The following is a 21,615-nucleotide window of genomic DNA, read 5'->3' on the forward strand; positions in this document are numbered from 1 at the left end:
GGGCCGGAAAACGAGAGGGAGGCACTCCCCTCTTCACCCAACGATCTACGCACGATATGTTCACTCGCTCATCACATGCGATACGTAGAGCGAGGAACAGTGAGCCAGCAGTATCCGGGGCACCCGAAGCCGGCCTATCCCCCCGCCCCGGGGCCGTACGGGCCGCCCTCGAAGAAGAAGATGTCGACCGCCGCCATCGTCGCGATCGCGATCGGCGGCGTGTTCGCCTTCCTGGTCCTGCTGGGCGCGATAGTCGGCGACGGAGACTCCAAGGACGACAAGCCCTCGACCCCGGTCGCGGCGACCACACACACGCGGTCGCCGGAACCCGAACCGACCACTGCTCCGGCCACGCCGTCCGCACCCACCACCGCCCCGAAGAATCCCGCCACCGCACAGCTCCCGAGCTTCGTCGGCATGGGACTCCAGTCCGCGCAGGACAGGGCGCAGGAGCTCGGCTACTACTACCTCGACTCCCACGACGCCCTCGGCCGTGGCCGCAACCAGTTCGACGACCGCAACTGGAAGGTCTGCTCCCAGTCTCCCCGGCCCGGCTCACACCCCCGCACCACCAAGGTCGACTTCGGCACCGTCAAGCTGGACGAGACCTGCCCCGCCAAGGACGCGGGCGGCGACGTCGCGGCAGCCGGATCCACCATGCCGAACTTCAAGGGCAAGTCCGTCAAGGTCGCTCGCGCAACCCTCGACTCCTCCACCAGCCTCACGGTCGCCGACGCATCCGGCGCGGACCGCATGGTCATCGTGGAGTCGAACTGGCAGGTCTGCTCCCAGGAGCCGGCCGCCGGTACGCCCCTGAACGGGCAGCCCGTCACGCTACGCGCCGTGAAATTCGGCGAGGACTGCTAGCGGGGCGCGAAGCACGCCCCACGCCCTGGGCAAGCAGCGACCCATCGGTCCGGCCCGGGAATGGCACCGCGAGTCCCCTGCCCTGCCCGGGGGCAGGGAGCTCGCCACCGCCGTGCGGCGCCTTGTTCCCCTTCGTCATGAGCCCGGCATGATCCGCTGGACAGGCCTTGGCCATGTCGAGCGCCACCCTCATGCCCCACTCTGGTCAGATCCGGCCTCGACATCCCAGTCGGGCTCGTCGTCAGGTAGGGCAGGCGCCTGTGCGGCGGCGACGGCCGCGTCTCGGGCGGTTTCCCACTCGGCCTCTGCGGCAAGCCTGGCCGCCTCGGCATCGAACTTGCACGTACGGCACAGGCCTGTCGTGACGATCGCGCGCCCGCACGGCCGGCCGCCTCGCCCAGGACAGTCGCCCATCTCCACGGTCATGGGCGGCTGAGCGCACAGCGCGCACACCATCCCGTGCGCGACCGCGCTCCGGCCGCATCCGGAGGCGCAGGTGGGCTGTTCCCCGTCAGGGCAGACGGCGCACAGGTCGGCGCCGGGCAGGGCGAGGCGGGGGCACAGGCCCTCGTCCCCGGCGCAAGGTCGGTGCCGGCCGACCCCCGCGGCCTCCGCCTCCAGTTGGGCGCGCTTGTCGGCGAGTGCGGCCGGTACGGGTGTCTCGTCGGGTTCGTGGGGTTGCCGCCGTGCCAGGTCGTGGCCGCCGCCCTGCTGGGTGGGGATCGGTCGGATCCGGGCGCCGGGGCCGACCGAGAGCAGGTCGCGCAAACGGCGGGCGACGATCGCGCCGACAGAGGTCCGGACCGGCTGCGGCAATGGCTTGGACAGCAGCGCGTGCCGGATCTCCTGCGCGGTGAACCCGCTCTCCAGCATCCCGGTGGCCACCAGGCCTTGGTCCCTCAGTGTGTCGGCGTGCGTGATCGCCCACTCCGGCGCTTCCACGGCGATCGCCCGCAGCATCTCCACGCCAGGCGTGACGGGCACGGGCCGTGCGACGGTCCCGGACCCGAGTGCGGCAACACCATCCCGATCGCCTCCGTCGTCCTGCTCCACCGAGGAACCCGTCAGCGACGATTCCTCACGAGCCGATGCCCCCGCTGCCGCCCGATTCTCGACGATGCCTTCGCCCCCGTCCGTCCCTCCGTCCGACGTTCTTGCCGACGCGCCCGCTACCTCCCGGATGGGACGGAGGGACGGGGCAGCGGGTTCTCGATCGGGGTTCTCGACAGGGCTATAGACCTTGGGCGTCACCCGTGACGCCACCCCCGCGTCACCCATGTCGCCACCCCTGGGGTCACCGGTGACGCCACCCCCCTTCGTCCGAGGTGGCGTCGCGGGTGACGCCACCCCCTCCCGAGGAACGTGGCAAGGCTTCTTGCGGCGGCCCCCCTTCGGCACGATCCCCGCCTTGCGCTTCGCCTCCACACGCTTCGCGACGACCGCGGCCGCGGCCTCCGCCGCCGCGCGCCCCGAAGGCAGCGGATCAGTCCACTCGCCCCGCCAGAACTCGGCGTCATACAGGTGGTAGACGTTCGCGTCGTGCACGCCCGGATTCGACGGGTCGATACGTCGCTCCACCCGGAAGACCCCCGCGCACTCCCCTTCGAGCAGCGTCCGGTCCAACGTCTTGACCGACACTCCCAACTGCGCCGCCAGCTCACCCCGGTACGGCCGGCCCCTCGCGGTGTTCCGCGCCCCGATGTCCGCGTACGTCACCAAGATCGTGTACAGGGTTCTGAGGTTCGTCGAGTAGCGGGGATCACAGACCCACCGCGACACCACCTGCCCGAACGGCAGCCCGCCACCACGCCGGACCTCCGGATCCAGGCTCACCGCGCCACACCCGCAAGGCCGCGCCGCTCATCTCGTACGCTCATGGGAGCGCCCTCCACCGTCTGCTGGGGCTTCTCCGCCAGGGTCCGCACGCCTGTGACGGGCGCGCGTTCCCCGCTGCGACGAGGGCAACTGCGTACTGAGGGCAGCGTCTCCTCGACGAGCTCGGGAGTGGACGCTCCACCCTTCGGTCTCGCCTTCACCATCGCTCTGACCACCGAGAACGCATCGCGATCACAAGGACACAACTCCTCGTGGTGAGCGCCATGATGAGTCGTGACGAGTACAGGCATGCGACGTTGAGCGCGCCCGGGCGTAGGCGTGGCGAGCCATTGAAGACGAGGCAGGCTCGACGCCCGGGACAGGTGGGAATGGCGCCTCAGTCCAGCAGACCGGCGGCCGTCTTCTCCAGCAGGGCCGCGTTGGCAGCCGCGTCGAGGCCGAGGGACAGAGCCTGGTACGGGAGGGCCGCGAGCCGTCGAGCTGGTCTGGGAAGAACTGGGGCTTCATCTCTTTGCCGTTCGCCTGCCACAGCGGCTGACGGCTGCCGGCCAGCAGCGAGTGGGGACGCGGTGGTCCCGGCGGCGTACGTCTCGGTCGAGAGCGATGTCTTCGGGGTGAGGCTCGCCCGGCGCGAGCCGGAACGCCCGCCCGTGGCGCAGGACGAGGACGCCCAGCAGCTGAAGGGTCCTGAGTCCCGTACGAATGTGGGCCTCGCGCTGTCGAAGGTGGCGGGCCAGTTCGCGGATCGTGGGCAGGTCGGCCCCGTACGGATGACGGCGGATCCGGTCCTGTAATCCGAGGACGATGGCAGCCAGGCCGCCGGTGTTCGGCGCGACTGAGGTCCACTTGGATCTGGCGCATGTTCATGCGGCCGCTTCCCATACCTCGGAACGGTACGGGTGCACGACGGCGCCGTCGGGGGCGAGGCTTCCGGTGTCGTCAAAGGAGAGGAGGCGATTGCCGCGCAGTGCCCAGCCCCAGTCAGGTTGATGGGCGATGAGGAGGGCGGCTTCCTGGTCCGGGGAGCCCGCCGAGAGGCATGGGGGTCGGTGGTCGCACACGTCGCAGCGAACCCGGCCGTACGCGCGGGGAGGCAGGGGCGGGTGCTCGGCGGAGGGCGGTGGAGGCCGCGCCCGTGGGCGTAGGAGGGACAGCCCACGGGCGCGGCGGACTAGAGGTGCACTCCCGTCAAGAGAAGCGCGACGGAGGCATGGGGGGCCGGCATGGGTTCCCTCTGGTCGAGGATGTCTCGGAGTGGTCCGGCGGCGGTAAGCGCCCCGTCCTGGGGCGGGCGCAGCCAGTAGGTTCCGCCGTCGGCGGGCGGGGATGTGCGGTGAGTTGGCGGCAGCCGGATGGTCGCGGGCGCTCCGACGCTGATCCCGTACGGATGGTGGCGCCACGTCGAGGTCGTGTGGGGCGGGACCAGCCACCACAGCCAAGGGCTGCCGGCCTGCGCCACCACCGGGCCGCAGCGCTCGAGTGCGGTCATGGCCTTGACTGCCCGGTAGCCCGAAGGTCCGGCGGCGGTGATGACGACGTCGAAGAGATCGCCGCCCAAGGGGACGACCGCTTCACGGTCCTCGATGACCGCGAGCAGGGCCAGAACGCGCTGTCTCAGCGCCGTCCAATCCGATTCCGGTGTTGCACGCCCGCCGGAGATCTCTGCCGATGACACTCTCGTACCTCCTCGACATGGCTGATTTCGGCAAGGATCAATGGCTCCTGCGACGGGCACTCACCAAGGGCATGCGGTGCGCACCCACCGGTTGTACGTCTCGGACGCCAGACCCTCAGCCGGGCCGCCGAGCGCGCAGGACCGGAGTCGTGCCCGTTCTGCTGTGAGTACGGACCGATCGGGTGCGAGCGGTCAGATGCCAAGGCGAGTCACAGCCTCCTTGAGGAGGGTGTCGTTCGTGGCGGGGTTGTGGCTCATGACAAGTCCCTGGTGGGGCAGGGCGTCGAGGTGCTCGCGCAGCGTGGTGCGGTCGCCGGGGGTGGGGAGGAGGCCGAAGATGTCGGGGTACCGGTCCTCGGTGGTCTGGTCGAAGAAGTCGCCCGGCTGCACGCCGCGGCTGCTGCCGGTGAGCCGGGGCACGGAGGAGGCGGTGATCTGCGGGTAGAGGATGCCGGCGGCGTGGCCCTCAGTGGCGAGGGGCATGGAGAGCCACGAGGTGAGCTGGTCGGGCCACAGCTGTGGCTTGAGTTCCTTGCCGTTCGTCTTCCACAGCGGTTCGCGGCGGCCCGCGAGGAGGGCGTCGGTGACCTTCTGGTGTTGGGTGGGGTGCATCTGCTCGCCGGAGGCGAGGCGGGTGCGGACGGTCTCGAAGAGGTCGAGCGCGTCGAGGAGGCCGAAGCCGAACGCCGCGGCGGACGGCCAGGGCAGCACCCGCACGATGCCGTCGTCGACACGGGCGAAGAGCCTGTCGTTGGCCAGGAGCCGCCAGCCGGCGCGGGCGAGGGTGAGGGCGGTGGTGGTCTTGCCCGCGCCCTTGTCGCCGAGGGTGAGGATGGTGGCGCCTTCGACGTCGGTGACGGCGGAGGCGTGGAGGATGGCCCATCCGTCGTCGAGGAGCTGGGCGCGCAGGAGTTCGCGGGCGAGGCGGGCGGCGGCGGTGGCGATCTCGGTCTCGTCGGTGCCGACGATCCGCAGCAGCTTCCACTCCTCGTCCCAGCGGTAGGCGAGCGAGCGGTCTTGCTGCACGGCCGTGACCAGTGCGCCGTCCCGGACGACGAGGAGCTGGGCGCCGGCGTACTCGACGGGCTCCGCCGCGCCCTGCTCGACGACGTCGGCCAGTGCCAGGAGTTCGGCCACCTCGAGGTCGGCGGAGACGGTCGGTCCGTCGATCTCGGTGGCGGGCTCGGCATTCCACCAGCCGCCGAGGTAGCGGGCGGTCCAGGTGGGGACGGTGTCGGTCGTACTGGTAACGGTGACGGCCTGGCCGTCGGCGGTGGTGATGCGGACGGTGCTCATACGGGTCGGATCTCCTTGGTGAGTTGGGTGTAGGCGCGCTGGAGCTTCTCCGTGGCCGCATCGAGCTGGGCGGCCTCGGAGTCGTCGAGCGGTGGCGGGCACAGGGCCGGGTTCCTGTCGGTGTACTGCACGGGCATCCCGAGCCAGACGCCCGTGTCCTGGCGGACGGACACCTCGGTCGTGCCGTCGGCGATGCCGAGGCTGTAGATGAGGGCGTCGAGCACGGCGCCTGCGGGGCCGAGGCGGGTGCGGCCGATGCCGTCGCTGATCCGGCGGGGCCGGGCAGCCAGTTCGTCGCGCATTTGTCGTACCGGGACGGTGACGGGCTCGCCGTGGACGGTGGTGGTGGACGCGCAGATCACGGCGGCATCGCCGTGTTCGCCGATCACGTGCCCACGGACCGCTCCCACAGGAACACCGAGGTGGCGGGCGAGGGTGAGGCGGTAGCGGGCGGTGTCGGTCGCCGCGCCGATCCCGAGGACCCGCCGGCACCCGCTCCGCTCGGCGAAGAGGCGCGCCAGGACGTCGACGGGGTTGGTGACCATGACGGCGACGCCGGTGTAGCCGGTGAGCTGCCGCGCGAGGTGGACGATGACCGGCCCGTTCGCGTGGAGCCCGGCCATCCGTACATCACGGCGGGCCCTGTTGGTGAAGGGGGAGCGAGGGGAGAACACGATGGCTTCGCAGGCGCCCATGGCCTCCGGGGTCGTGACCGTGACCCGCATGCGCGACCTGGTGACCAGGGTCAAGTCCTCCAGATCGGTGACGAGGCCGCGGGCGCCGGTCTCCGTCCCGGAGGCGACGAACAGTTCACCGCACCACCCGGAGACGGCGAGGAGCGCACCGACGCTCTGCCCGACCGCTCCGGCTCCGATCAGTCCGATCCTCATGCGGCTGCCGCCTCTCGTACGCGGGTCAGATACAGGCGCCACCAGGTCGCCCCGTCCTCGGTGACCGCGAGCGGGGCCGTGGCCTGGTCGAGGAGGTCGACGGTGTGGCGGGCGCGGTCCCTCACCCCGGCCGCGTGCGTGGACAAGGGCAGTTCGGGCGGGGCGGTGAGGTAGGTGGACAGGATGTTGAGGGTGTCCATGAGGACCAGGACCACGAGCTCGCACAGCCATCCGGTGCGTTCGTCGGCGGTCGTGCGGCGGGCCGAGGCTCGGACGAACGAGTCGATCCCGCCCAGGGCCACGCGGGCAGCCGGTGGTCGGCGTGCGATCAGCCCGAGGGCTGTACGGGAGACAAGCTTGGCCGTGTCCGCGACCGCCCGCCCGTGCATCAACGCCGGGTCGAGGTACGCCGGAGGGCCGCCTTCCGTGGGGAAGGTGGCGTGCTCTGGCTTGAGGTCGCCGAAAACAACCGTCCCCGCGGGAGCGGGAGGGACACGGCGGGCCCTGCGCAGCCTGGTCACGACCGTGTCGAGGACCTCGCCGTGACGGGTCTGCCGCAGGTAGAGCCCGCCGCTCAGGCCGTTGAACTTTCGGGCGAACGTGCCGGCGATGCCGCGCTCGCCGATCGGTGCGCTCGCCACGGCTGCGGCGACGCCCTCGCGGGCGAGACCTTCGGCGACGTCCCGCACGACCAGGCCTAGGAGCTCACACGTGCGGCCGGGCTCGGCCTCGATCAGATCCATGAGGGTCGGTCCCGACAGCGGCTCGGTGAACAGCACGCCGCGGCCGTAGCCGGCGAGCGTCACCGTTCCGAGCTGGGCAGGGCCGGTCAGGGTCCGCAGCTGGACCACCTCTCGTGCCGTGAGCGAGCCGGGCGAGGCCAGATAGGCCGCCTGCCGGGCCCGTACTGTCTCCAGGTCACCGCACGCGCCACGCAGCAGCGACACCAGGGAGACCCCACAGACGGACACTTTCGCGAAGAGGTCGCGGCTGTCGACGGTCAGGCGCTGCACGTAGCTGGTGACGCTCGGTGTCACCGGGCCCGGTACCACCTCGGCACCTGGCCACACGGCCCGTGCCGCAGTGAGCACCTGTTCACCCGCCATCGCGAGCACGTCGGCCGTCGCCGGGGGCATCACGCCGACCACCCGCCCGTCACTGCGAGGACCATGACGCCCGTTGCCGTGCAGTGCGGGCCGCTCCCGTCGGCATACGGGAGGAGTTGGCCGTCGGAGGGGAGCCGGGAGGCGACCCCCTGGTCATATAGGTCGGCGGCTGCAGGCCTGCTCGGCTCGCGGTAATCGGCGGTCATGACTCCACCACCTGCTTGACGGCGAGCTCGCACCAGATCCGCTTGCCGGTGGCAACCCGCTCGACGGCCCACCGGTCGGCCAGGGCGGCGACGATGAGCAGGCCGCGGCCGGACTCCCCATCGCCAAGCGGGCAGGCCTGCGGGAACGTCTCGCCGAGGTCGGTGTCCAACACCATGATGCGGACGACTCTCTCGTCGGTACGGGTCACGACCACACCGACGGTGCGCGATCCCGTGTGGACGACGGCGTTGGTGACCAGCTCGGAGACCAGGAGTTCGGCCGTGTCGGCCAGCTGCTCCAGGCCCCAGGTCTTCAAGGCGAGCACGACACCATGTCGGGCCTTGCTCGGGGCTGTGTCGCGAGCCACGTAGTTGGCGCGGTAGCTCGGCGGTCCGACGGAGGCCGGGGTGATGTGGTCCGGCTTGTCACCCGACTTCTGGGCGTGGATGGTCTTCGGGCTGCGCCGGCCATCCGATGGAGCGGATGCGTTCACCGTGTTCGTCACTGGGACGCTCCCCTCGGGCTGCGGGGGCCGGGCGCGCTGTAGAGGTCGATACGGGTCGCAGGTGTCCGGGGTCCGGCGGGCGACGGGGCCGTGGTCACGGACGGAGTTCGCGCCGGGACCGGCAACGCGACCGGGCTGGGGGTTCGGGGTGGTGCTCGGGTTGGACGTGGTCATGGCCATTCCTCTGCGTTGGAGGCTGCCGAGTTGAGGTGTGGCGGCCACCAGGGACCGTCCCCGACGGAGGCGGGGGCGGATCGCAGAGCCTGATGGTCGCCTAGGCCGGACGGCGTGCGGGCACGCTCAGCCTTGCGACGGAACGTCACAAGCGATCTGGCTGTGACGAACTGTCACTTCTTCACGAGAACTAGAGTGCTCTTGAACCCACCAGGTGCGCAACAGGCGCACCTACTCGAATTCTTGTCCACCCTCGACGCGTCAAACCCAGCGGGGGCACAATGCGACCCAAGCGCGCGAGACACGCACCCACGGGTGACACAACGTCCCCGGCCAAGAGAGAGGGGAGTAATGCCGAACCAGAGGGCCAGGCCCACCCTGCGGCGTCGCCGCCTCGGAGAGCAGCTGGCGGCGAAGCGCGACGAGGCCGGCCTCAGCCTTGAGGAAGCCGCCGCGCTCATGGGCTGGGACAAGCCCACCCTGTCGAAGGTCGAGAATGCGCGGCGGCACATCTCCGCCCACGAGGTCGAGGACCTCCTTCGCCACTACGGCGTCACCAACCCCGATTTCACGGGCGCCATGGTCGCTCTCGCCAGAGACGCCGGCAAGAAGGGCTGGTGGGCAGGATTCGGCGCCGTCGGAGACTCCTATCAGGACCTGCTGAGCGTGGACGCCGACGCGGAGGCAGTCCGCTTCTTCTCACCGAGCCTGATCCCCGGCCTGCTGCAGCGCGGCGCCTACGCCCGGCAGGTCATCAGCTCCTCCGCCATCACCAGAACCGACGAGGACAAGGACGCGCTCACCCGTCTCCGCCTTGCCCGGCAGTCCGTGCTCGAACGCTCCCCGAACCCGCTGCGCCTGTGGGCGGTGATCGGCGAGGCCGCGCTGCACCAGAGGTTCCCCGACCCCCACGCGATGCGCGACCAGCTCGCGTACCTCCTGGAGGCCTCCACCCGCAACGGCATCACCATCCAGGTGATGCCGCTCGGCAGCCACGGACATCCAGGCCTGGCCGGCATGTTCAGCATTCTCAGCTTCCCCACCCCGTGGCCCACGGTGGTCAACCTGGAGAACCTGCGCGGCGGCACCTTCGTCGAAGGCACCGACGACGTCACGGTCTTCGAGCGAGCCTTCGACCAGATCGTCGCCACCGCCCAATCCCCCGACGAGTCACGCGAGACCATCAAGAAAATCATGGAGGAGAAGCACTCATGACCGCCCCCGCCCCTGACAGCCCGGCCTGGTTCAAATCCTCGTACAGCGCGGGCGAGCAGGACTGCGTCGAGGTCGCGACCAGCCCCGGCCTCCTCTACGTCCGCGACTCGAAGGACATGGCCGGCCCCACCCTTTCGTTCGGACCCCACGCATTCGCCACGTTCCTCGGCCATGCCACGTCTCTGAACGTCTGATCCCTCTCACGGCGGGCCCGCCCGACCACGACTACGACTCATGGCCGCGATGCCGCGCGGCCGGATCAGGCGGCGGCGCTGGACGTGGCAGGGCGGCCGAAGTGCTTCGCGAAGGCCTGGCCGGGCAGGGCGACGAAGGAGCGGGCGCCCTCGACGAACCGTGTGCGGGTCAGGTCGGCGTCCAGCACGCGGCCCGCGTAGTCCTCGGCGCCCGGGACGTGCCTCTCCGCCGCGACGCGCTCCAGTGCCTCGTACGGCCTCGTTTTCCTGCCTCCCTGCCATCCCGCACGGTGGTACATCCGCTCAGGCACCCGCGTGCAGATGAGCCGCCCACAACCACGGCGTGAGTGGGTAGTCGTTCCGCACGGAGAGCACCGCGGAATGGAGAGCGGCTGCCGAGCGGGTGGGATCGAGGCCATCGGGTGTCGTGAGCGCGGAGTAGAAGTGCCTGGCGATGCGGGCGGCCACGCTGTCGTCCACTTCCCAGAGCGTGCCGACGACGTGGCGGAATCCGGCGAGCTGGAAGGCGGTCGTCAGATGGATCGCTTCGTCGGCGAGTTGCTCATCAGCGGTGTGCGTGGTCCGGCATGCCGACAGATAGGCGAGCTGCGCATGGTCCAGGTTCACTGAGGCGAGGTCTGCGACGGTCAAGGGCGCGCCGTCGTGGTCCCATAGCAGCAGTCCGCTCCGGGAGGGGTCCGTCGCGTTGGTGACCGCGTGGCAGGCCAGATGAACCGCCGTGGCATCGGCGAGGGCTGCGAGGACCGTGGCGCGCGTGGGAACGACGTGTGCGTTTCGGGATGAGGCAGCGGCCGGGCCGGTGAGTACCTGCGGTTCCGGCAGCCAGGAGGCGACGTCCCGGAGCTCATGTGCGGCTCCGGGAAGCGGTGCGGCGTCGGGAGTGACCGGCATGGCCACTATCAGGGAACGTGCCGGTGCCGGGGAGGCCTGTGGTGCGCGCCGGGCGTGACGCAAGGCGTTGACAGTCGGTGTGTACGAGGAGATGACGCGGTCCAGGACGGTCCGGTCGTCGCCCTCGTGGACCGATGCCAGGTGATGGCCGGCGGCATGGAGAGGAAGGGACCCCAGTAGGCCTCCAGGCGCCCACCACATGCGCGGCGGCGGGCCATCGCCCTGCACCCGGGAGTCGAAACCCAGTTCCGTGAGGATCGGCTCGGCCACGACGTCCCACAGCCAGGCCAGGACGTCATGCAGCCGCTCCTGCGCGGCGATCTGGGTCTGCCAGTCCGTGGCCGGTGCGGCCACGGCCGCCAGAGCATCCTGGAACTCGGCGGTTCTCCGTACCGCCTCCTCGTACGTCAGATCCGGCAACCGTACGTAGTCGAGTCCTCGTTCCGTGACCAGCACGGCGTCGCAGCGCCCCACGTGGCAGTTGAGAACGGCGATCGGACCGTGGGCGGCCTCCTTCGTCAGCGCCTGGGTCGTGGGCAGTTGGGCGAAGTCGGTGAATCCGTCGAGGGAGCGAATTTCCTGGAGTACGGCCGAAAGGCGGTCGGCCGCCGCCCGACGTTCCTCCGAACCGAAGTGCTGGTCTTCAGTCATGCTGGCGGGTGCACCCACTCCGTCCAGCACGTCGCGCAGGCGTACGAAAGTGGCCGCCAGTTCCGGGTGCGCGAGCCGCAGTGCCGTGACGTCACCGCGTACCTCGATGGCACGGCGCAGCAGGATCCCCCGGCCTGACTCCAGCGCGTGAAGACTGCGCAGTTCAGGCTGAACGATCGGCGAGACAGGCGACAGTGGCGCAAAGGGTTTCAGCTCGCCGAACTCCAGAGCGGAGCCGGCGGCGGTGGAGATCAGCTCGGAGAGGTTGCGCACCGCGTCCTGCTGGTCGGATCGCGCGAGGCGACGGGGGGCGAGCAGCGGGATGAGCCCGATGGCGTAGTCGAGCCACATCTGTGCCTGCTCCTCGTTGACCCGGTGAGAGAGCAGAGCTGCGTGCCACGCCCATTGGATGCGCTGTGACGGCGGCGTCAGGGGGTCCATGGCGGCGGCCGTCAAAGGTCCGAGGACCGCGCCCGAGATGTGGCCAGGGGTGCCAGGGGCCTCTCCCCGGTCCTCGGCGATCACACTCTCGACGACTGCCGCGAGGGAGCTCCTCTCGTAGTGCATCTGGTGCGCGATCGCGAGGTTGTGCTTGTACGCCGCGATTTCGGGGGAATCAGCCGGAGTATCGCGGACGAGGTCTTTGTGCAGGTCCAGGGCGGCGTCGAGATCAACACGGTCGGGATGCAGCCGCGCGGTCTCGAGCATCGCGTTGCCCAGGGTGTGACGGACGGACTGCTGATAGCGGTCCCCTGGCTCGAGCATCTCCACGGCTCGCCTTGCCACGGCAAGTGATTCCACCAGTTCCTCGGCATCGTCGGTGAGCCGGGAACGTTGGAGGAGCACGGCGGAGTACCGGGAGAGAAGTACGGCGGTGACCATGCCCGGCTTCCGGAGAGCGTCCTTGACGAGCCCCACTGCCTGGTCGAGGTCCGATGTGCCGGAGCGACGCTCGGCGCGAGCCCCCAGGGCCGCCACGAGATTGCTCAGACTCATGGCACTGGGGGGCCGGAGCGTGTGCGCTTGGTGCAGCGCGTCGATGGCGTGGTCCAGGTCGGTTCCGCTCTCCGTCCTCATTCCGCGCCCCAGCAGAGCCAATCCCAGTGCGTCCAGTGCCTTCGCCTCCACCTGCCGGTTGTTGGTCGCGCCGCTGACCTGCAGAGCTTCCCGAGCCGCGCCGACCGCCGCGTCCATGTGTGCGGGTTCCCCCGTGTGCTCGGCGACGCCGCTCCACAGGTTGGCCAGGATGGCGAGAGTGCCGGCCCGAAGGGGATGGCCGTCGTGCATGATCGCCAGTGTCTGCCGCCGTGCTGCGACGGCGGCCAGTAGCGCAGGCAGGCCCGCGCCGTTCCGGTACCGTCTCACGTGCTGCCCCGCCTCGAATCGGAGTTGGGCCAGGCGGAACGCCGCCCGCACCGAGTCCGACGCTCCCGCATCGGGTGGAGCGGCCTCTAGGGGTGTGGTGAGGTCGATGAGCCGACTCGGGTCGTTCCGGAACTGGTCGCTCGATGAGGGGGACGACCGATGATGGCGCCTCCGCCTCGTCAGCACAGCGGTCCTGAGGTCGGTCTGTATATCCTCGTACGTCGACGGGTCCGCAGCGCAGTCGCGCAACGCCTGCTCCAGGCAGTCGATCGCCGCATCAAGGTCACGGGGATCGTCTGTGCAACTGTTCCGGAGGACATACGCGTTCCCCAGACGGTGGGCAACCCTGACGAGCTGCTTGCCGTTCATGGTCACCGGTCGCTCGGCGAGCAGTGATTCCCGAAGCGTGATCGCCTCGTCGAGGTCTGCCTTGGACCCGTCGCCGGCGGTGAAGCGATGGACCAGTACCAGCGCCCGGGTGTCCTGGCAGATCGCGTTCATCTCGGGATGCCGCATGGCCTGCGCGCAGTATTCCAGGGCCTCGTCCCATCGCCCCTCCTCCGCAGCGGCCTGGACACACCGGATGACGTTTCCACCGAGGACCGCGGCCAAGTTGTCGTGCCAGTCCATACCCTCGGCCAGCAGCAGCGCTTCGGAGCAGGCGTCGGTGGCGGCCTGGAGGTCGGCGGGATGGCCGGTCTGCTCGTGCCTCGAGTGCAGAGCCATCGCGAAGTTGTACCGAACGACCGGCAGGAGCGGATCCCCGGGCGGCGCCAGATCAACGGCCTCGTCCAAGACGTCGACTGCCTCATCGAGATCCTCGGGATCACCGTCCATCTGGTAGCACTTGGCGAGCGCGACTCCTAAGGAAGAGAGGTGGTACAGGTACTTCTCGTGGCCCGGATGGGACGCTCCGAGCAGGAAGCGACGATAGTCGGCGATCACCCTCGCGTACTGCCCGCCTTCCTCGGCAGGCACCCCGAACTCCCCTCCCACAAACCCGTCCAAGGCGGCACCGGCTTGATCCGCGAGTACGGGTTTCAACGCCTCCGGCACGAGGTCGCCAGGACTCTTCGGAGCGAAGAAGCGGTGGAGCAAGTCCACCGCTCCGTCGAGATCCTCCTGCCGGCCGTGGATCTCGTGGCGAAACCAATACAGCCACCCAAGCAGGAGCCAAGGCTCGTCAGCATCGCCCTGGGCGGCCACCAGGTCCGCCATCCTGGCGACCAAAGCGTCGTCCGGGGCATCCGAAGGGCCCAGCGGACGCCTCAGCGCCTTGAGCGCCTCGACCGTGCGCTTGGCCTCGCCCAACACCCCATTCGCCACGTGCACCCCCAACTACCTTGCCTGAACAATATGTTCATTGCTTAGTGATCCAAGGAGACCACGCCACGATGGATCAGGGAATGACGGGTGACGCAGAGGCACCGTCGCGTCCAGTGAGGCGAGAGGCCGCCGTTTCGCCGGATCACGCGCTGTGAGTGGCAAGCGATCATCGACCACGCCACTGCCGAGACCGCACGCTTCACCGGCTCGCCGACGATCCTGATCAACAACCATGACCCCTTCGCAGAGCCTGACCGCACGCCCACCCTGACCTGCCGCCTCTACCGGACACCCGACGGACTGGCCGGCATCCCCACAGCCGACCAGGTCCGGCAGGCCCTGGCCAGCGCCCTCTAGGCTGTCCGGCAGATCGGGCAAGGGAAACGAGCAGACATGAGCGACGACGCCAAGGACCTGGCCGAAGCACAGCGGCAGCACTGGCAGAACACCTATGCCGCCCACCCCGGCATGTACGGCGAGGAGCCGTCCGCACCCGCCGCGCATGCCGCGCAGGTCTTCCGCGCGGCCGGAGCCGCAAAGGTGCTGGAGCTGGGTGCCGGCCATGGCCGCGACGCTCTGTACTTCGCCCGTGAGGGCTTCACCGTCCAGGCCACCGACTTCAGCCCCACCGGCCTTGAGCAACTCCGGCGTGCCTCCCAGAAGCAGGGCGTCGCCGAGCGGGTGAGCGCTGCGCTCCATGACGTACGCGAGCCGCTGCCTCTGCCGGACGCCTCAGTCGACGCGGTCTTCGCCCACATGCTGCTGTGCATGGCCCTGTCCACCGAGGAGATCCACGCCCTGGTCGGCGAGATCCGCCGCGTCCTACGCCCCGGCGGGACGTTCGTCTACACCGTCCGTCACACCGGCGACGCCCACTATGGCGCCGGAACCGCCCACGGCGACGACATCTACGAACACGGCGGCTTCGCCGTGCACTTCTTCCCCCGTCACCTCGTCGACTCCCTCGCCGACGGCTGGACCCTCGACGAAGTCCACGCCTTCGAGGAAGGCGACCTCCCCCGCCGCCTCTGGCGCGTCACACAGACCACACCCCGATAGACGCCGCCCGGACACCCACAAGCGCGCGGAGCCGGGACATCGGCCCTGCGGAGCCGTGCCGGTCAGGGGACCGCCCCCGCACAGGCCGGGAGCAGACCGGGTAGTCCCCCCCCCGGAACTCGGTGTCGTAGGGATCACGCGGACGCAGGAAACAGGACGACCCCGAGCCCCACCAACCCACCTTCGAAGGACCATCCCCACGGGTGTACCCGCGGGCTCACCCGGCGGGCGGGGCTGTCGCGTGGCCGGTCGGCTGGACCAGGACGGTGGTGGCGCGATCCAGCACCTCGCCAAGTGCGGCGCATTCGCAGGGCGTGAACGCGTCGGTGAGCGCGCGCTCAAGAACGACCACCTCCCGGCAAGCGTGGTCCAGCAGCGTCTGGCCCTCATCGGTGAGGTCGCGATCTGGACCTTGGCGTGCACCGGGGACGTCTCGCGGCGGATGAGCTCCTTGGTCTCCACACTGGTCAGCACGCTGCTCATGCACTGCTGCGTCACCCCGCAGGAGCGGGCCAGTTGGGCGCCGGACATGCCGCTTCGCGCGAGAGGCTAAACATCGAGGTGTACTGCGTCATGCTCAGCCCGTAGGCACGCAGCACTGCCTCGCGGTGCGCCATCAACGCCTGCTCCGACCGCCTGATTCTGGTGCAGAGGCCGTTCTCGATCCAAGCTTCCACCGCGCACGAGCGGAGACCTTCAGGCTTCTCGAAGCGGAGAAGGAGGAGTTCCGAGAACGGTTCCGCTCACCAGCGTGGGCTTGTCCGTTCCGGCAGACGCCCGGTCACGACATCGGGGGGTCCGCCGGCCTGGCCCGCTGCGGGTGGATGGTCTCGTGCCGGGCCAGCATCGCCACGCACTCAGCAATCTTGCGGGTGCGTGTCTCGGCCCGCTTGACGGCGTTGACACGGTTGATGAGGGCGAAGCGGTTGGTTTTGGTGAGTACCTCGAACATCGCCTGCGCCGCCGGGTCGGCGGCGATCGCGGCCAGCAGGTCGGCCGGCGCCTCCGCTTCCGATGACGGTGCATAGGCGGCGCTCCACCGCCCGTCGGCCTTCGCGGCGTCCACCGCGGCGCGGCCGGCGGGCATCATCAGGCCGGCCGCCTCCAGCCGTGCCACGTTGGTCACGTTGCGCTGCGACCAGACGCTGCGGGCCCGGCGCGGGGTGAACCGCCTCCAGGAACTTTCCTCGTCACGCTTGCGGGCCTGCCCGTCGATCCAGCCGAAGCACAACGCCTCGTCGACCGCCTGCTGCCAGGTCAGCGTGGTAACGGAACCGCCCTTTCTGGTCAGGGCGAGCCACACGCCCGGAGAAGCCGTGTGGTTGTCCAGCAGCCAGGCCCGCAGCGCCGCGCTGTCAGCAACAATCAACTCATCCAGTTCGCTACCAGTCACCACCTCAGGCTAGCCGCAACCCCCGTGACAACTTGTTGAGGTGCACCGTTGAGGCCGAGCTGTCGGCGCGGGTCGTCTCGGCCTTACCGAAGTCACCGTGGACCACGACTGCCTGCACATCACCTCCGGCTCCCCCGTACCCGGCTCCCCACCCAGCGAACGACCGCCCGAGAACGTGCGGACCGCAACGCTCAAGCAGGGAAAACAGCCTCCCGGGCCCGCACACGAGGCCAGACAGGTCAGGAGACCGTATCCACAGTGCGGGCCAACATCACCCAACCCTCCACTCCCCCGCTGCCGGGATCGGATCGGACGCTCACGAGCCGTCCCCAACCTGATGCGGCGCAAGACGCATCAGGTTGGGGACGGCCCGCCAGTTGATGCACCTGCGGCATCCAGACGCTCAGACGACTCGAGCAGGTACTCGGGCAGCTTGGAGTCGGCCGCCAGTACCTCGATGCCGATGAGGCGTCCTTGCTCGTCGAAGTCGAGGTTGATCATGCCGTCGACCTCCACCGGATCACAGGGGTACATGCGCGAGGTTCTGATGCGAACCTGCGGATCGGGATCGGTGAGGTAGACGTACGCTGCGTTCGCGGTCTTGTCGTACGTCACTCTGAGGTCTGCCACGGCTGTCACGTCCCCTTGGTATGGCTGGTGTCGGGCGCCTTCTCTGTGCCTACCGGGGCTCGGCCTGACAGATGCTGAGGCGGCGAGCTGCAAGGCCGCGCCCGGACAGCCTTGACGATGCCGGTCATGCGGGTGGTACCGCAAGGCTCGCTGAGCCGTCCAAAGCCAAGATGATCTCCGGCTACGAAAATCTTGCCAGAGCCGTGAATGCGCACAGTGCGGTACACGGAAAGCTGCTCGCATGCCGGCCGCCGACGTCATGAGCGGGCCCCGCTCCTTGCCCCGGACGGTTTGCATAGCGGCGTGCGGCCGGCCCTGTCATTCTCCGATCCATAGCCTGCTATCCCACTGGAGGTCGGCATCGCGCTCCTTGCGGACATCGCCGCCTTCTACGATGCCGGCGATGAGGCCGGCCGCCTCACTTCCGGGCGCACCATCGGGACAGTCGAGCTGCTGCGGACGCAGGAACTCCTGCGGGCCCATCTTCCGCCCCCGCCCGCGTCCGTGCTGGATGTCGGCGGTGGGCCTGGAGTACATGCTCGCTGGCTCACCGACAGCGGCTATCAGGTTCTCCTCGTCGACCCGGTGGACAAGCACGTACGCCAGGCCCGCCATCAGGGATTGGCTGCCTCCGTGGGAGATGCGCGGCAACTAGAGCAGGCAGATGCTTCCTTCGACGCTGTGCTGATGCTGGGTCCGCTCTATCACCTCCCGGATAGCACCGGGCGTGCCCGTGCGTGGCGGGAGGCTCACCGTGTCGTCAGGCCCGGTGGTCTGGTCGCCGCAGCGGCGCTCAACCGGTATGCAAAACTCATCGACCTGCACTCACCCAGTGCGCTGGACATCGCGACGACAGGGCTGCGCGTCCGCCGGGACGGCCCCGCCACCTACTACCACGACCCCGCAGAGCTCTGCGCCGAGGCCGGCCAGGCCGGCCTTGGTGACCTGACGGTCTACGGGGTGCACGGACCCGCCTACGAAGCGCTGAAAGCCGAAGAACGCCGGACCGGAACGAAGGACCTCGGCCCGAAAGCGCTTGAAACGGCCCTGGCTGTCGCACGGTTCGCTGACAGCCATCCGCAACTCGTCGTGTCCAGCCTGCACCTCCTGACCATCGCACGCCGGCCACACACCCATGAACCCATCCCTCAGCCTTCAGCGGCCGCGGGGAGCAGGGGTACTACGGGATCGCCTTCTCCCGCTCGACAAGACCATCCCCGCACAGGCGGGAAACAGGTGCCGGGGTTCCGGGGCGCCGGCGTGAACGGTTAGAAATCCGTGGCGTCGTCCGGGTCGTCGTCGTAGGTGTAGGTGCCCACGTCGATGTTCGGCGAGGTGATCGGGGGCTTGAGGAACGCCACCCGGTCGTGTGCGGGCAGCGGGCGGTGGCCGGATCAGGCGACAGGTGCTCCTCGCTGGGGAGGGGTGCGGCCGGGCTGCGGTCGGAAACGGCTCGGGGGGACGGTTCTGGTCTAGCTCGGGCTGCCGGCGGGCGCCTTGGCCGAGGCGGTGGCCGTGTCGGGGCCGGGGGCAGTGGGGCGCTGTAGGGCGAGGGGGGCCTTCCGTGGGCCTGGATGTCGCCGACCACAGGCCGGTGAACACGGCGGTGGCCAAGGTGACGGCGCCGGCCACGATGAAGGCGTCGTCGAGGCCGGCCTCGAAGGTGGCGCCGCCGGACTGGCGGGCGCGGACGACGGCGCCGAGGACCGCGACGCCGAGCACGGCGCCGATCTGCCGGGCGGTGCTGCTGATGCCCGATGCGAGGCCGCCTTCCTGCGGGCCGACCGCTTGGATGGCAGCCCCCGTCAGCGGGGACAGGGTCAGGGCGAAGCCGGTGCCGACGGCTGCCAGCCGCCACCACACGTTGCCGTAACCGGTGTCGGCGTGGACCGTGCCGAGCGCGAGGAGTCCCAGGCCGGCCAGGGCCAGGCCGGTGGTGGCCACGAGGCGGAAGCCGTGGCGGGCGGCGAGCCTACCCGCGTACGGGCTGACGACCACCATGGCGAGGGACATCGGCAGGGTTTGCAGGCCGGCGCGCAGGATCGAGCTGCCCTGGACGTACACGAAGAACTGGGAGAAGAAGAACGACGACCCCATGAGCGCGAACCCCACCACGACCATGGCCGCGTTGGACACGGTGAACGACCGCTGCCGAAACAGCCGCAGCGGCAGCATCGGAGCGCAGCGGCGCGCTTCGACGGCGATAAAGGCGGCGAGGAGCAGCAGCGCGGCGGCGAAGCTGCCCAGGATCACCGGCGACGTCCAGCCGCGGGCACCGCCCTCGATCAGTGCGTAGGTGAGCACGCCCACGCCGAGGACGGACAGCACCGTGCCCGGGATGTCGATCGCGGGGGCGCTGGGGTTGCGGGACTCGTCGAGGTGGCGCAGACCGACCAGGAGAAGGACGACGCCGACGGGCAGGTTGACCAGGAAGATCGCGGGCCAGCCGAAGGCGTCCGTCAGCACACCGCCGGCCACGGGGCCCGCTGCCAGGCCGATCCCGCTGAGGCCGGCCCACAGCCCGATCGCTTTCACGCGTTCCTGCGGTACGGGATGGGCGGCGGCGAGCAGGGCCAGCGAGGCGGGACTCAGCGCCGCGGCCCCCACGCCCTGCAAGATCCGGCCGACGATCAGCCAGCCGAGCGAGGGCGCGAGGCTGCACAGCACCGACGCGGCGGTGAACACCGCCACACCGGCCAGGTACACCCGCTTCCGGCCGAACCGGTCGGCGAAGACACCGCCGGACAGCAGCAGCATGGCCACGAACAGTACGTACGCGTCGACGATCCACTGCAGACCGGTCAAGGTCGTGTGCAGCCGCTGCTGCATGTCGGGCAGTGCCGCCCCGACGATCGTGTTGTCGAGCAGGACCATGAACTGGCCCAGGCACGTCACCGCGAGCAGCACGGCCCGGTTCGGTCGACTGGTTGAGGCCGTACGCGGTGCCGTCATCTGGATCCCCTTTTCGATCGTTGCCGCACCCGGCCGGGAGCGACGCGGGCCGTGGCGCGGGGGTACGACTGAGCAAGATAAACGCAGCCAGTGACTGCGTTAGGTGACTGTAGAGAGGTACCCTCGCAAACGCAAGCAGCAACTGCGTTAAGGTGATGGAATGAACGCGCGACAGCAAGCCCGGCGGCCCGGCGGACGCAGCGCCCGCGTCGGCGCCCAGGTCCACCAGGCCGTCACCGACCTCATCGGCGAACGCGGCTACGGCAACTTCACCGTCGGTGAGGTCGCAACCCGCGCGGGCGTGGCCGACAGCAGCGTCTACCGCCGGTGGGGCAACCTGGAGACCCTGCTCACCGACGTGGCGCTCACCCGCCTCAACGCACAGTCACCGATGCCCGACACCGGAAGCCTGGCCGGCGACCTGCGCACCTACGCCGCCCAAGTAGCCCGCGAGATCACCGGCCCCGACGGCCCCGCCGTACTCCACCTGGCCGTCGCCCTGTCCGGCAGCGGCGAGCAGGGCGTACGGGCGGCCGAGGAACTCCGCGGCGAACGCACCCGGCAACTGCAGTCCATGCTCGACCGCGCCCGCGAACGCGGAGAGCACGCCCCCGAGGCCCTCGACGTGCTGGACCACGTCCTGGCACCGATGTACATCCGCGTCCTGTTCGGCATGGTCCCGCTCGCCCCGGACTACGTCGACGGACTGGTCGACCGCCTGCTGTAACCGCGCCCAGGCCACCGGTCACGACACCGCGACACCGCGACACCGCGACACCGAGCAATGCTCACCAGAGCGACGGCCGAACAGGGTGTCGTTTCCTCGGTGCCGATGGAACCCACCGTGCATCGGGGCCGGCGGCGCAGGGCGCCAGCGGCGATCGCACCTGCGCGAGCAGCAGGCCGAGGGCCGCACCACCCTTGCGGGGGCGCGGCCCTCGGCGCACGTTGCTACGAGGTCCAGCCGCCATACGGCACGGTGATGAGCTCCATGGCGTGGCCCGCCGGGTCCATGAAGTACACGCCGCGGCCACCGTCGTTGTGGTTGATCGCGCCGGGCTGCTTCCGCTGCGGGTCGGCGTAATGCTCGATGCCGCGCTGCCTGATCTGCCCATACGCCGCGTCGAACTCTTCCTCGGAGATCAAGAAGGCGTAGTGCTGAGGAGTGATGCTGTCCGCCGGGACAGTGGCGAAGTCCAGCGTGACGCCGTTGCTCAGGCCGACCGCGATGAACGGCCCCCACTCACCGGTGATCTCAAGGCCAAGCAGGTTCGCGAAGAAGTCCGCGGACTCCCGGTTGTCCCGGGCATGGACGATCGTGTGGTTCAACTCGACTGACAAGGAATGCCTCCGAAGGCATGT

General features: G+C 69.7%; 22 protein-coding genes. 8 read left to right on the plus strand and 14 right to left on the minus strand.

The genetic code is table 11. The features are described from left to right. The first annotated feature begins 99 nt into the window (after nucleotides 1-99). Entirely contained in the window at nucleotides 100-867 is a 768-nt protein-coding gene (locus tag ACZ7G1_RS26455) for a hypothetical protein (RefSeq protein WP_470880291.1), read from the plus strand. 189 nt (nucleotides 868-1,056) lie between these two features. Here the strand turns inward: ACZ7G1_RS26455 and ACZ7G1_RS26460 are convergent, their stop codons facing one another. Beyond that, the gene (locus ACZ7G1_RS26460) at nucleotides 1,057-2,700 is read right to left on the minus strand and encodes a hypothetical protein (RefSeq protein WP_470880290.1); all 1,644 of its coding nucleotides are present in this window, start codon (nucleotides 2,698-2,700) and stop codon (nucleotides 1,057-1,059) included. Nucleotides 2,701-3,272: 572 nt separating this feature from the next. Between ACZ7G1_RS26460 and ACZ7G1_RS26465 the strand changes: the two genes are divergently transcribed. Then, the gene (locus tag ACZ7G1_RS26465; RefSeq protein WP_470880288.1) at nucleotides 3,273-3,497 is read left to right on the plus strand and encodes a hypothetical protein; all 225 of its coding nucleotides are present in this window, start codon (nucleotides 3,273-3,275) and stop codon (nucleotides 3,495-3,497) included. A 69-nt stretch (nucleotides 3,498-3,566) separates the two neighbouring features. Here ACZ7G1_RS26465 and ACZ7G1_RS26470 read toward each other — a convergent pair whose 3' ends face one another. The 6 genes from ACZ7G1_RS26470 to ACZ7G1_RS26495 all read right to left on the minus strand — a co-directional run bounded on the left by ACZ7G1_RS26470 (nucleotide 3,567) and on the right by ACZ7G1_RS26495 (nucleotide 8,382). Continuing rightward, complete coding sequence (locus tag ACZ7G1_RS26470; protein WP_470880286.1) at nucleotides 3,567-3,764, minus strand: DUF5999 family protein; 198 nt, start codon at nucleotides 3,762-3,764, stop codon at nucleotides 3,567-3,569. Nucleotides 3,765-3,874: 110 nt separating this feature from the next. Further along, nucleotides 3,875-4,378: a hypothetical protein gene (locus ACZ7G1_RS26475; protein WP_470880285.1), complete on the minus strand. Its 504-nt coding sequence runs from the start codon at nucleotides 4,376-4,378 to the stop codon at nucleotides 3,875-3,877. Nucleotides 4,379-4,570: 192 nt separating this feature from the next. After that, nucleotides 4,571-5,674, minus strand: coding sequence for a hypothetical protein (locus ACZ7G1_RS26480; protein WP_470880283.1), 1,104 nt, complete (start codon nucleotides 5,672-5,674; stop codon nucleotides 4,571-4,573). Further along, a complete protein-coding gene (locus tag ACZ7G1_RS26485; RefSeq protein WP_470880281.1) occupies nucleotides 5,671-6,564 on the minus strand; it encodes a lactate/malate family dehydrogenase in 894 nt (297 codons plus the stop codon). Before ACZ7G1_RS26485 ends, ACZ7G1_RS26480 begins: the two co-directional genes overlap by 4 nt. Continuing rightward, nucleotides 6,561-7,601, minus strand: a complete 1,041-nt coding sequence (locus ACZ7G1_RS26490) for a phosphotransferase (RefSeq protein WP_470880279.1) — start codon at nucleotides 7,599-7,601, stop codon at nucleotides 6,561-6,563. The genes ACZ7G1_RS26485 and ACZ7G1_RS26490 overlap by 4 nt, the downstream gene beginning before the upstream one ends. A 271-nt stretch (nucleotides 7,602-7,872) precedes the next feature. Continuing rightward, nucleotides 7,873-8,382 carry an ATP-binding protein gene (locus ACZ7G1_RS26495; RefSeq protein WP_470880277.1) on the minus strand — a complete coding sequence of 170 codons (510 nt, stop codon included), beginning with the start codon at nucleotides 8,380-8,382 and terminating at the stop codon, nucleotides 7,873-7,875. Nucleotides 8,383-8,907: 525 nt separating this feature from the next. Here ACZ7G1_RS26495 and ACZ7G1_RS26500 point away from each other — a divergent pair. Next, entirely contained in the window at nucleotides 8,908-9,771 is an 864-nt protein-coding gene (locus ACZ7G1_RS26500; protein WP_470880275.1) for a helix-turn-helix domain-containing protein, read from the plus strand. Then, on the plus strand, nucleotides 9,768-9,965 hold the full coding sequence (locus ACZ7G1_RS26505) for a DUF397 domain-containing protein (protein WP_470880274.1): 198 nt from the start codon (nucleotides 9,768-9,770) through the stop codon (nucleotides 9,963-9,965). Before ACZ7G1_RS26500 ends, ACZ7G1_RS26505 begins: the two co-directional genes overlap by 4 nt. A gap of 65 nt (nucleotides 9,966-10,030) precedes the next feature. Here ACZ7G1_RS26505 and ACZ7G1_RS26510 read toward each other — a convergent pair whose 3' ends face one another. Continuing rightward, nucleotides 10,031-10,264 (minus strand): hypothetical protein, encoded by a 234-nt coding sequence (locus tag ACZ7G1_RS26510; protein WP_470880272.1) that lies wholly within the window; start codon nucleotides 10,262-10,264, stop codon nucleotides 10,031-10,033. Nucleotides 10,265-10,268: 4 nt separating this feature from the next. Beyond that, nucleotides 10,269-14,225: a CHAT domain-containing protein gene (locus ACZ7G1_RS26515; RefSeq protein ID WP_470880270.1), complete on the minus strand. Its 3,957-nt coding sequence runs from the start codon at nucleotides 14,223-14,225 to the stop codon at nucleotides 10,269-10,271. A 387-nt stretch (nucleotides 14,226-14,612) separates the two neighbouring features. Between ACZ7G1_RS26515 and ACZ7G1_RS26520 the strand changes: the two genes are divergently transcribed. Both ACZ7G1_RS26520 and ACZ7G1_RS26525 read left to right on the plus strand, forming a co-directional pair. After that, nucleotides 14,613-15,278 (plus strand): class I SAM-dependent methyltransferase, encoded by a 666-nt coding sequence (locus tag ACZ7G1_RS26520; protein WP_470880268.1) that lies wholly within the window; start codon nucleotides 14,613-14,615, stop codon nucleotides 15,276-15,278. 241 nt (nucleotides 15,279-15,519) lie between these two features. Continuing rightward, nucleotides 15,520-15,831 (plus strand): hypothetical protein, encoded by a 312-nt coding sequence (locus tag ACZ7G1_RS26525; protein WP_470880267.1) that lies wholly within the window; start codon nucleotides 15,520-15,522, stop codon nucleotides 15,829-15,831. A gap of 228 nt (nucleotides 15,832-16,059) precedes the next feature. On the opposite strand, the gene ACZ7G1_RS26530 is transcribed toward ACZ7G1_RS26525, so the two are convergent. From ACZ7G1_RS26530 to ACZ7G1_RS26540, 3 genes are all read right to left on the minus strand, one after another. Beyond that, complete coding sequence (locus ACZ7G1_RS26530) at nucleotides 16,060-16,674, minus strand: YdeI/OmpD-associated family protein (protein WP_470880266.1); 615 nt, start codon at nucleotides 16,672-16,674, stop codon at nucleotides 16,060-16,062. Between the two features lie 351 nt (nucleotides 16,675-17,025). Then, complete coding sequence (locus tag ACZ7G1_RS26535; RefSeq protein WP_470880265.1) at nucleotides 17,026-17,310, minus strand: DUF2283 domain-containing protein; 285 nt, start codon at nucleotides 17,308-17,310, stop codon at nucleotides 17,026-17,028. A gap of 309 nt (nucleotides 17,311-17,619) precedes the next feature. Beyond that, nucleotides 17,620-17,916 (minus strand): hypothetical protein, encoded by a 297-nt coding sequence (locus ACZ7G1_RS26540; RefSeq protein ID WP_470880356.1) that lies wholly within the window; start codon nucleotides 17,914-17,916, stop codon nucleotides 17,620-17,622. On the opposite strand from ACZ7G1_RS26540, the gene ACZ7G1_RS26545 reads away from it, so the two are divergent. Continuing rightward, nucleotides 17,806-18,573, plus strand: a complete 768-nt coding sequence (locus ACZ7G1_RS26545) for a class I SAM-dependent methyltransferase (RefSeq protein ID WP_470880264.1) — start codon at nucleotides 17,806-17,808, stop codon at nucleotides 18,571-18,573. The genes ACZ7G1_RS26540 and ACZ7G1_RS26545 overlap by 111 nt on opposite strands. On the opposite strand, the gene ACZ7G1_RS26550 is transcribed toward ACZ7G1_RS26545, so the two are convergent. Beyond that, entirely contained in the window at nucleotides 18,457-20,253 is a 1,797-nt protein-coding gene (locus ACZ7G1_RS26550) for an MFS transporter (protein WP_470880263.1), read from the minus strand. The genes ACZ7G1_RS26545 and ACZ7G1_RS26550 overlap by 117 nt on opposite strands. A 160-nt stretch (nucleotides 20,254-20,413) precedes the next feature. Between ACZ7G1_RS26550 and ACZ7G1_RS26555 the strand changes: the two genes are divergently transcribed. Further along, nucleotides 20,414-20,980, plus strand: a complete 567-nt coding sequence (locus ACZ7G1_RS26555) for a TetR/AcrR family transcriptional regulator (protein ID WP_470880261.1) — start codon at nucleotides 20,414-20,416, stop codon at nucleotides 20,978-20,980. Between the two features lie 224 nt (nucleotides 20,981-21,204). On the opposite strand, the gene ACZ7G1_RS26560 is transcribed toward ACZ7G1_RS26555, so the two are convergent. After that, nucleotides 21,205-21,594, minus strand: coding sequence for a VOC family protein (locus ACZ7G1_RS26560; protein ID WP_470880259.1), 390 nt, complete (start codon nucleotides 21,592-21,594; stop codon nucleotides 21,205-21,207). Nucleotides 21,595-21,615 lie beyond the last annotated feature (21 nt).

The organism is Streptomyces sp. NPDC037273 (genome assembly GCF_055603625.1).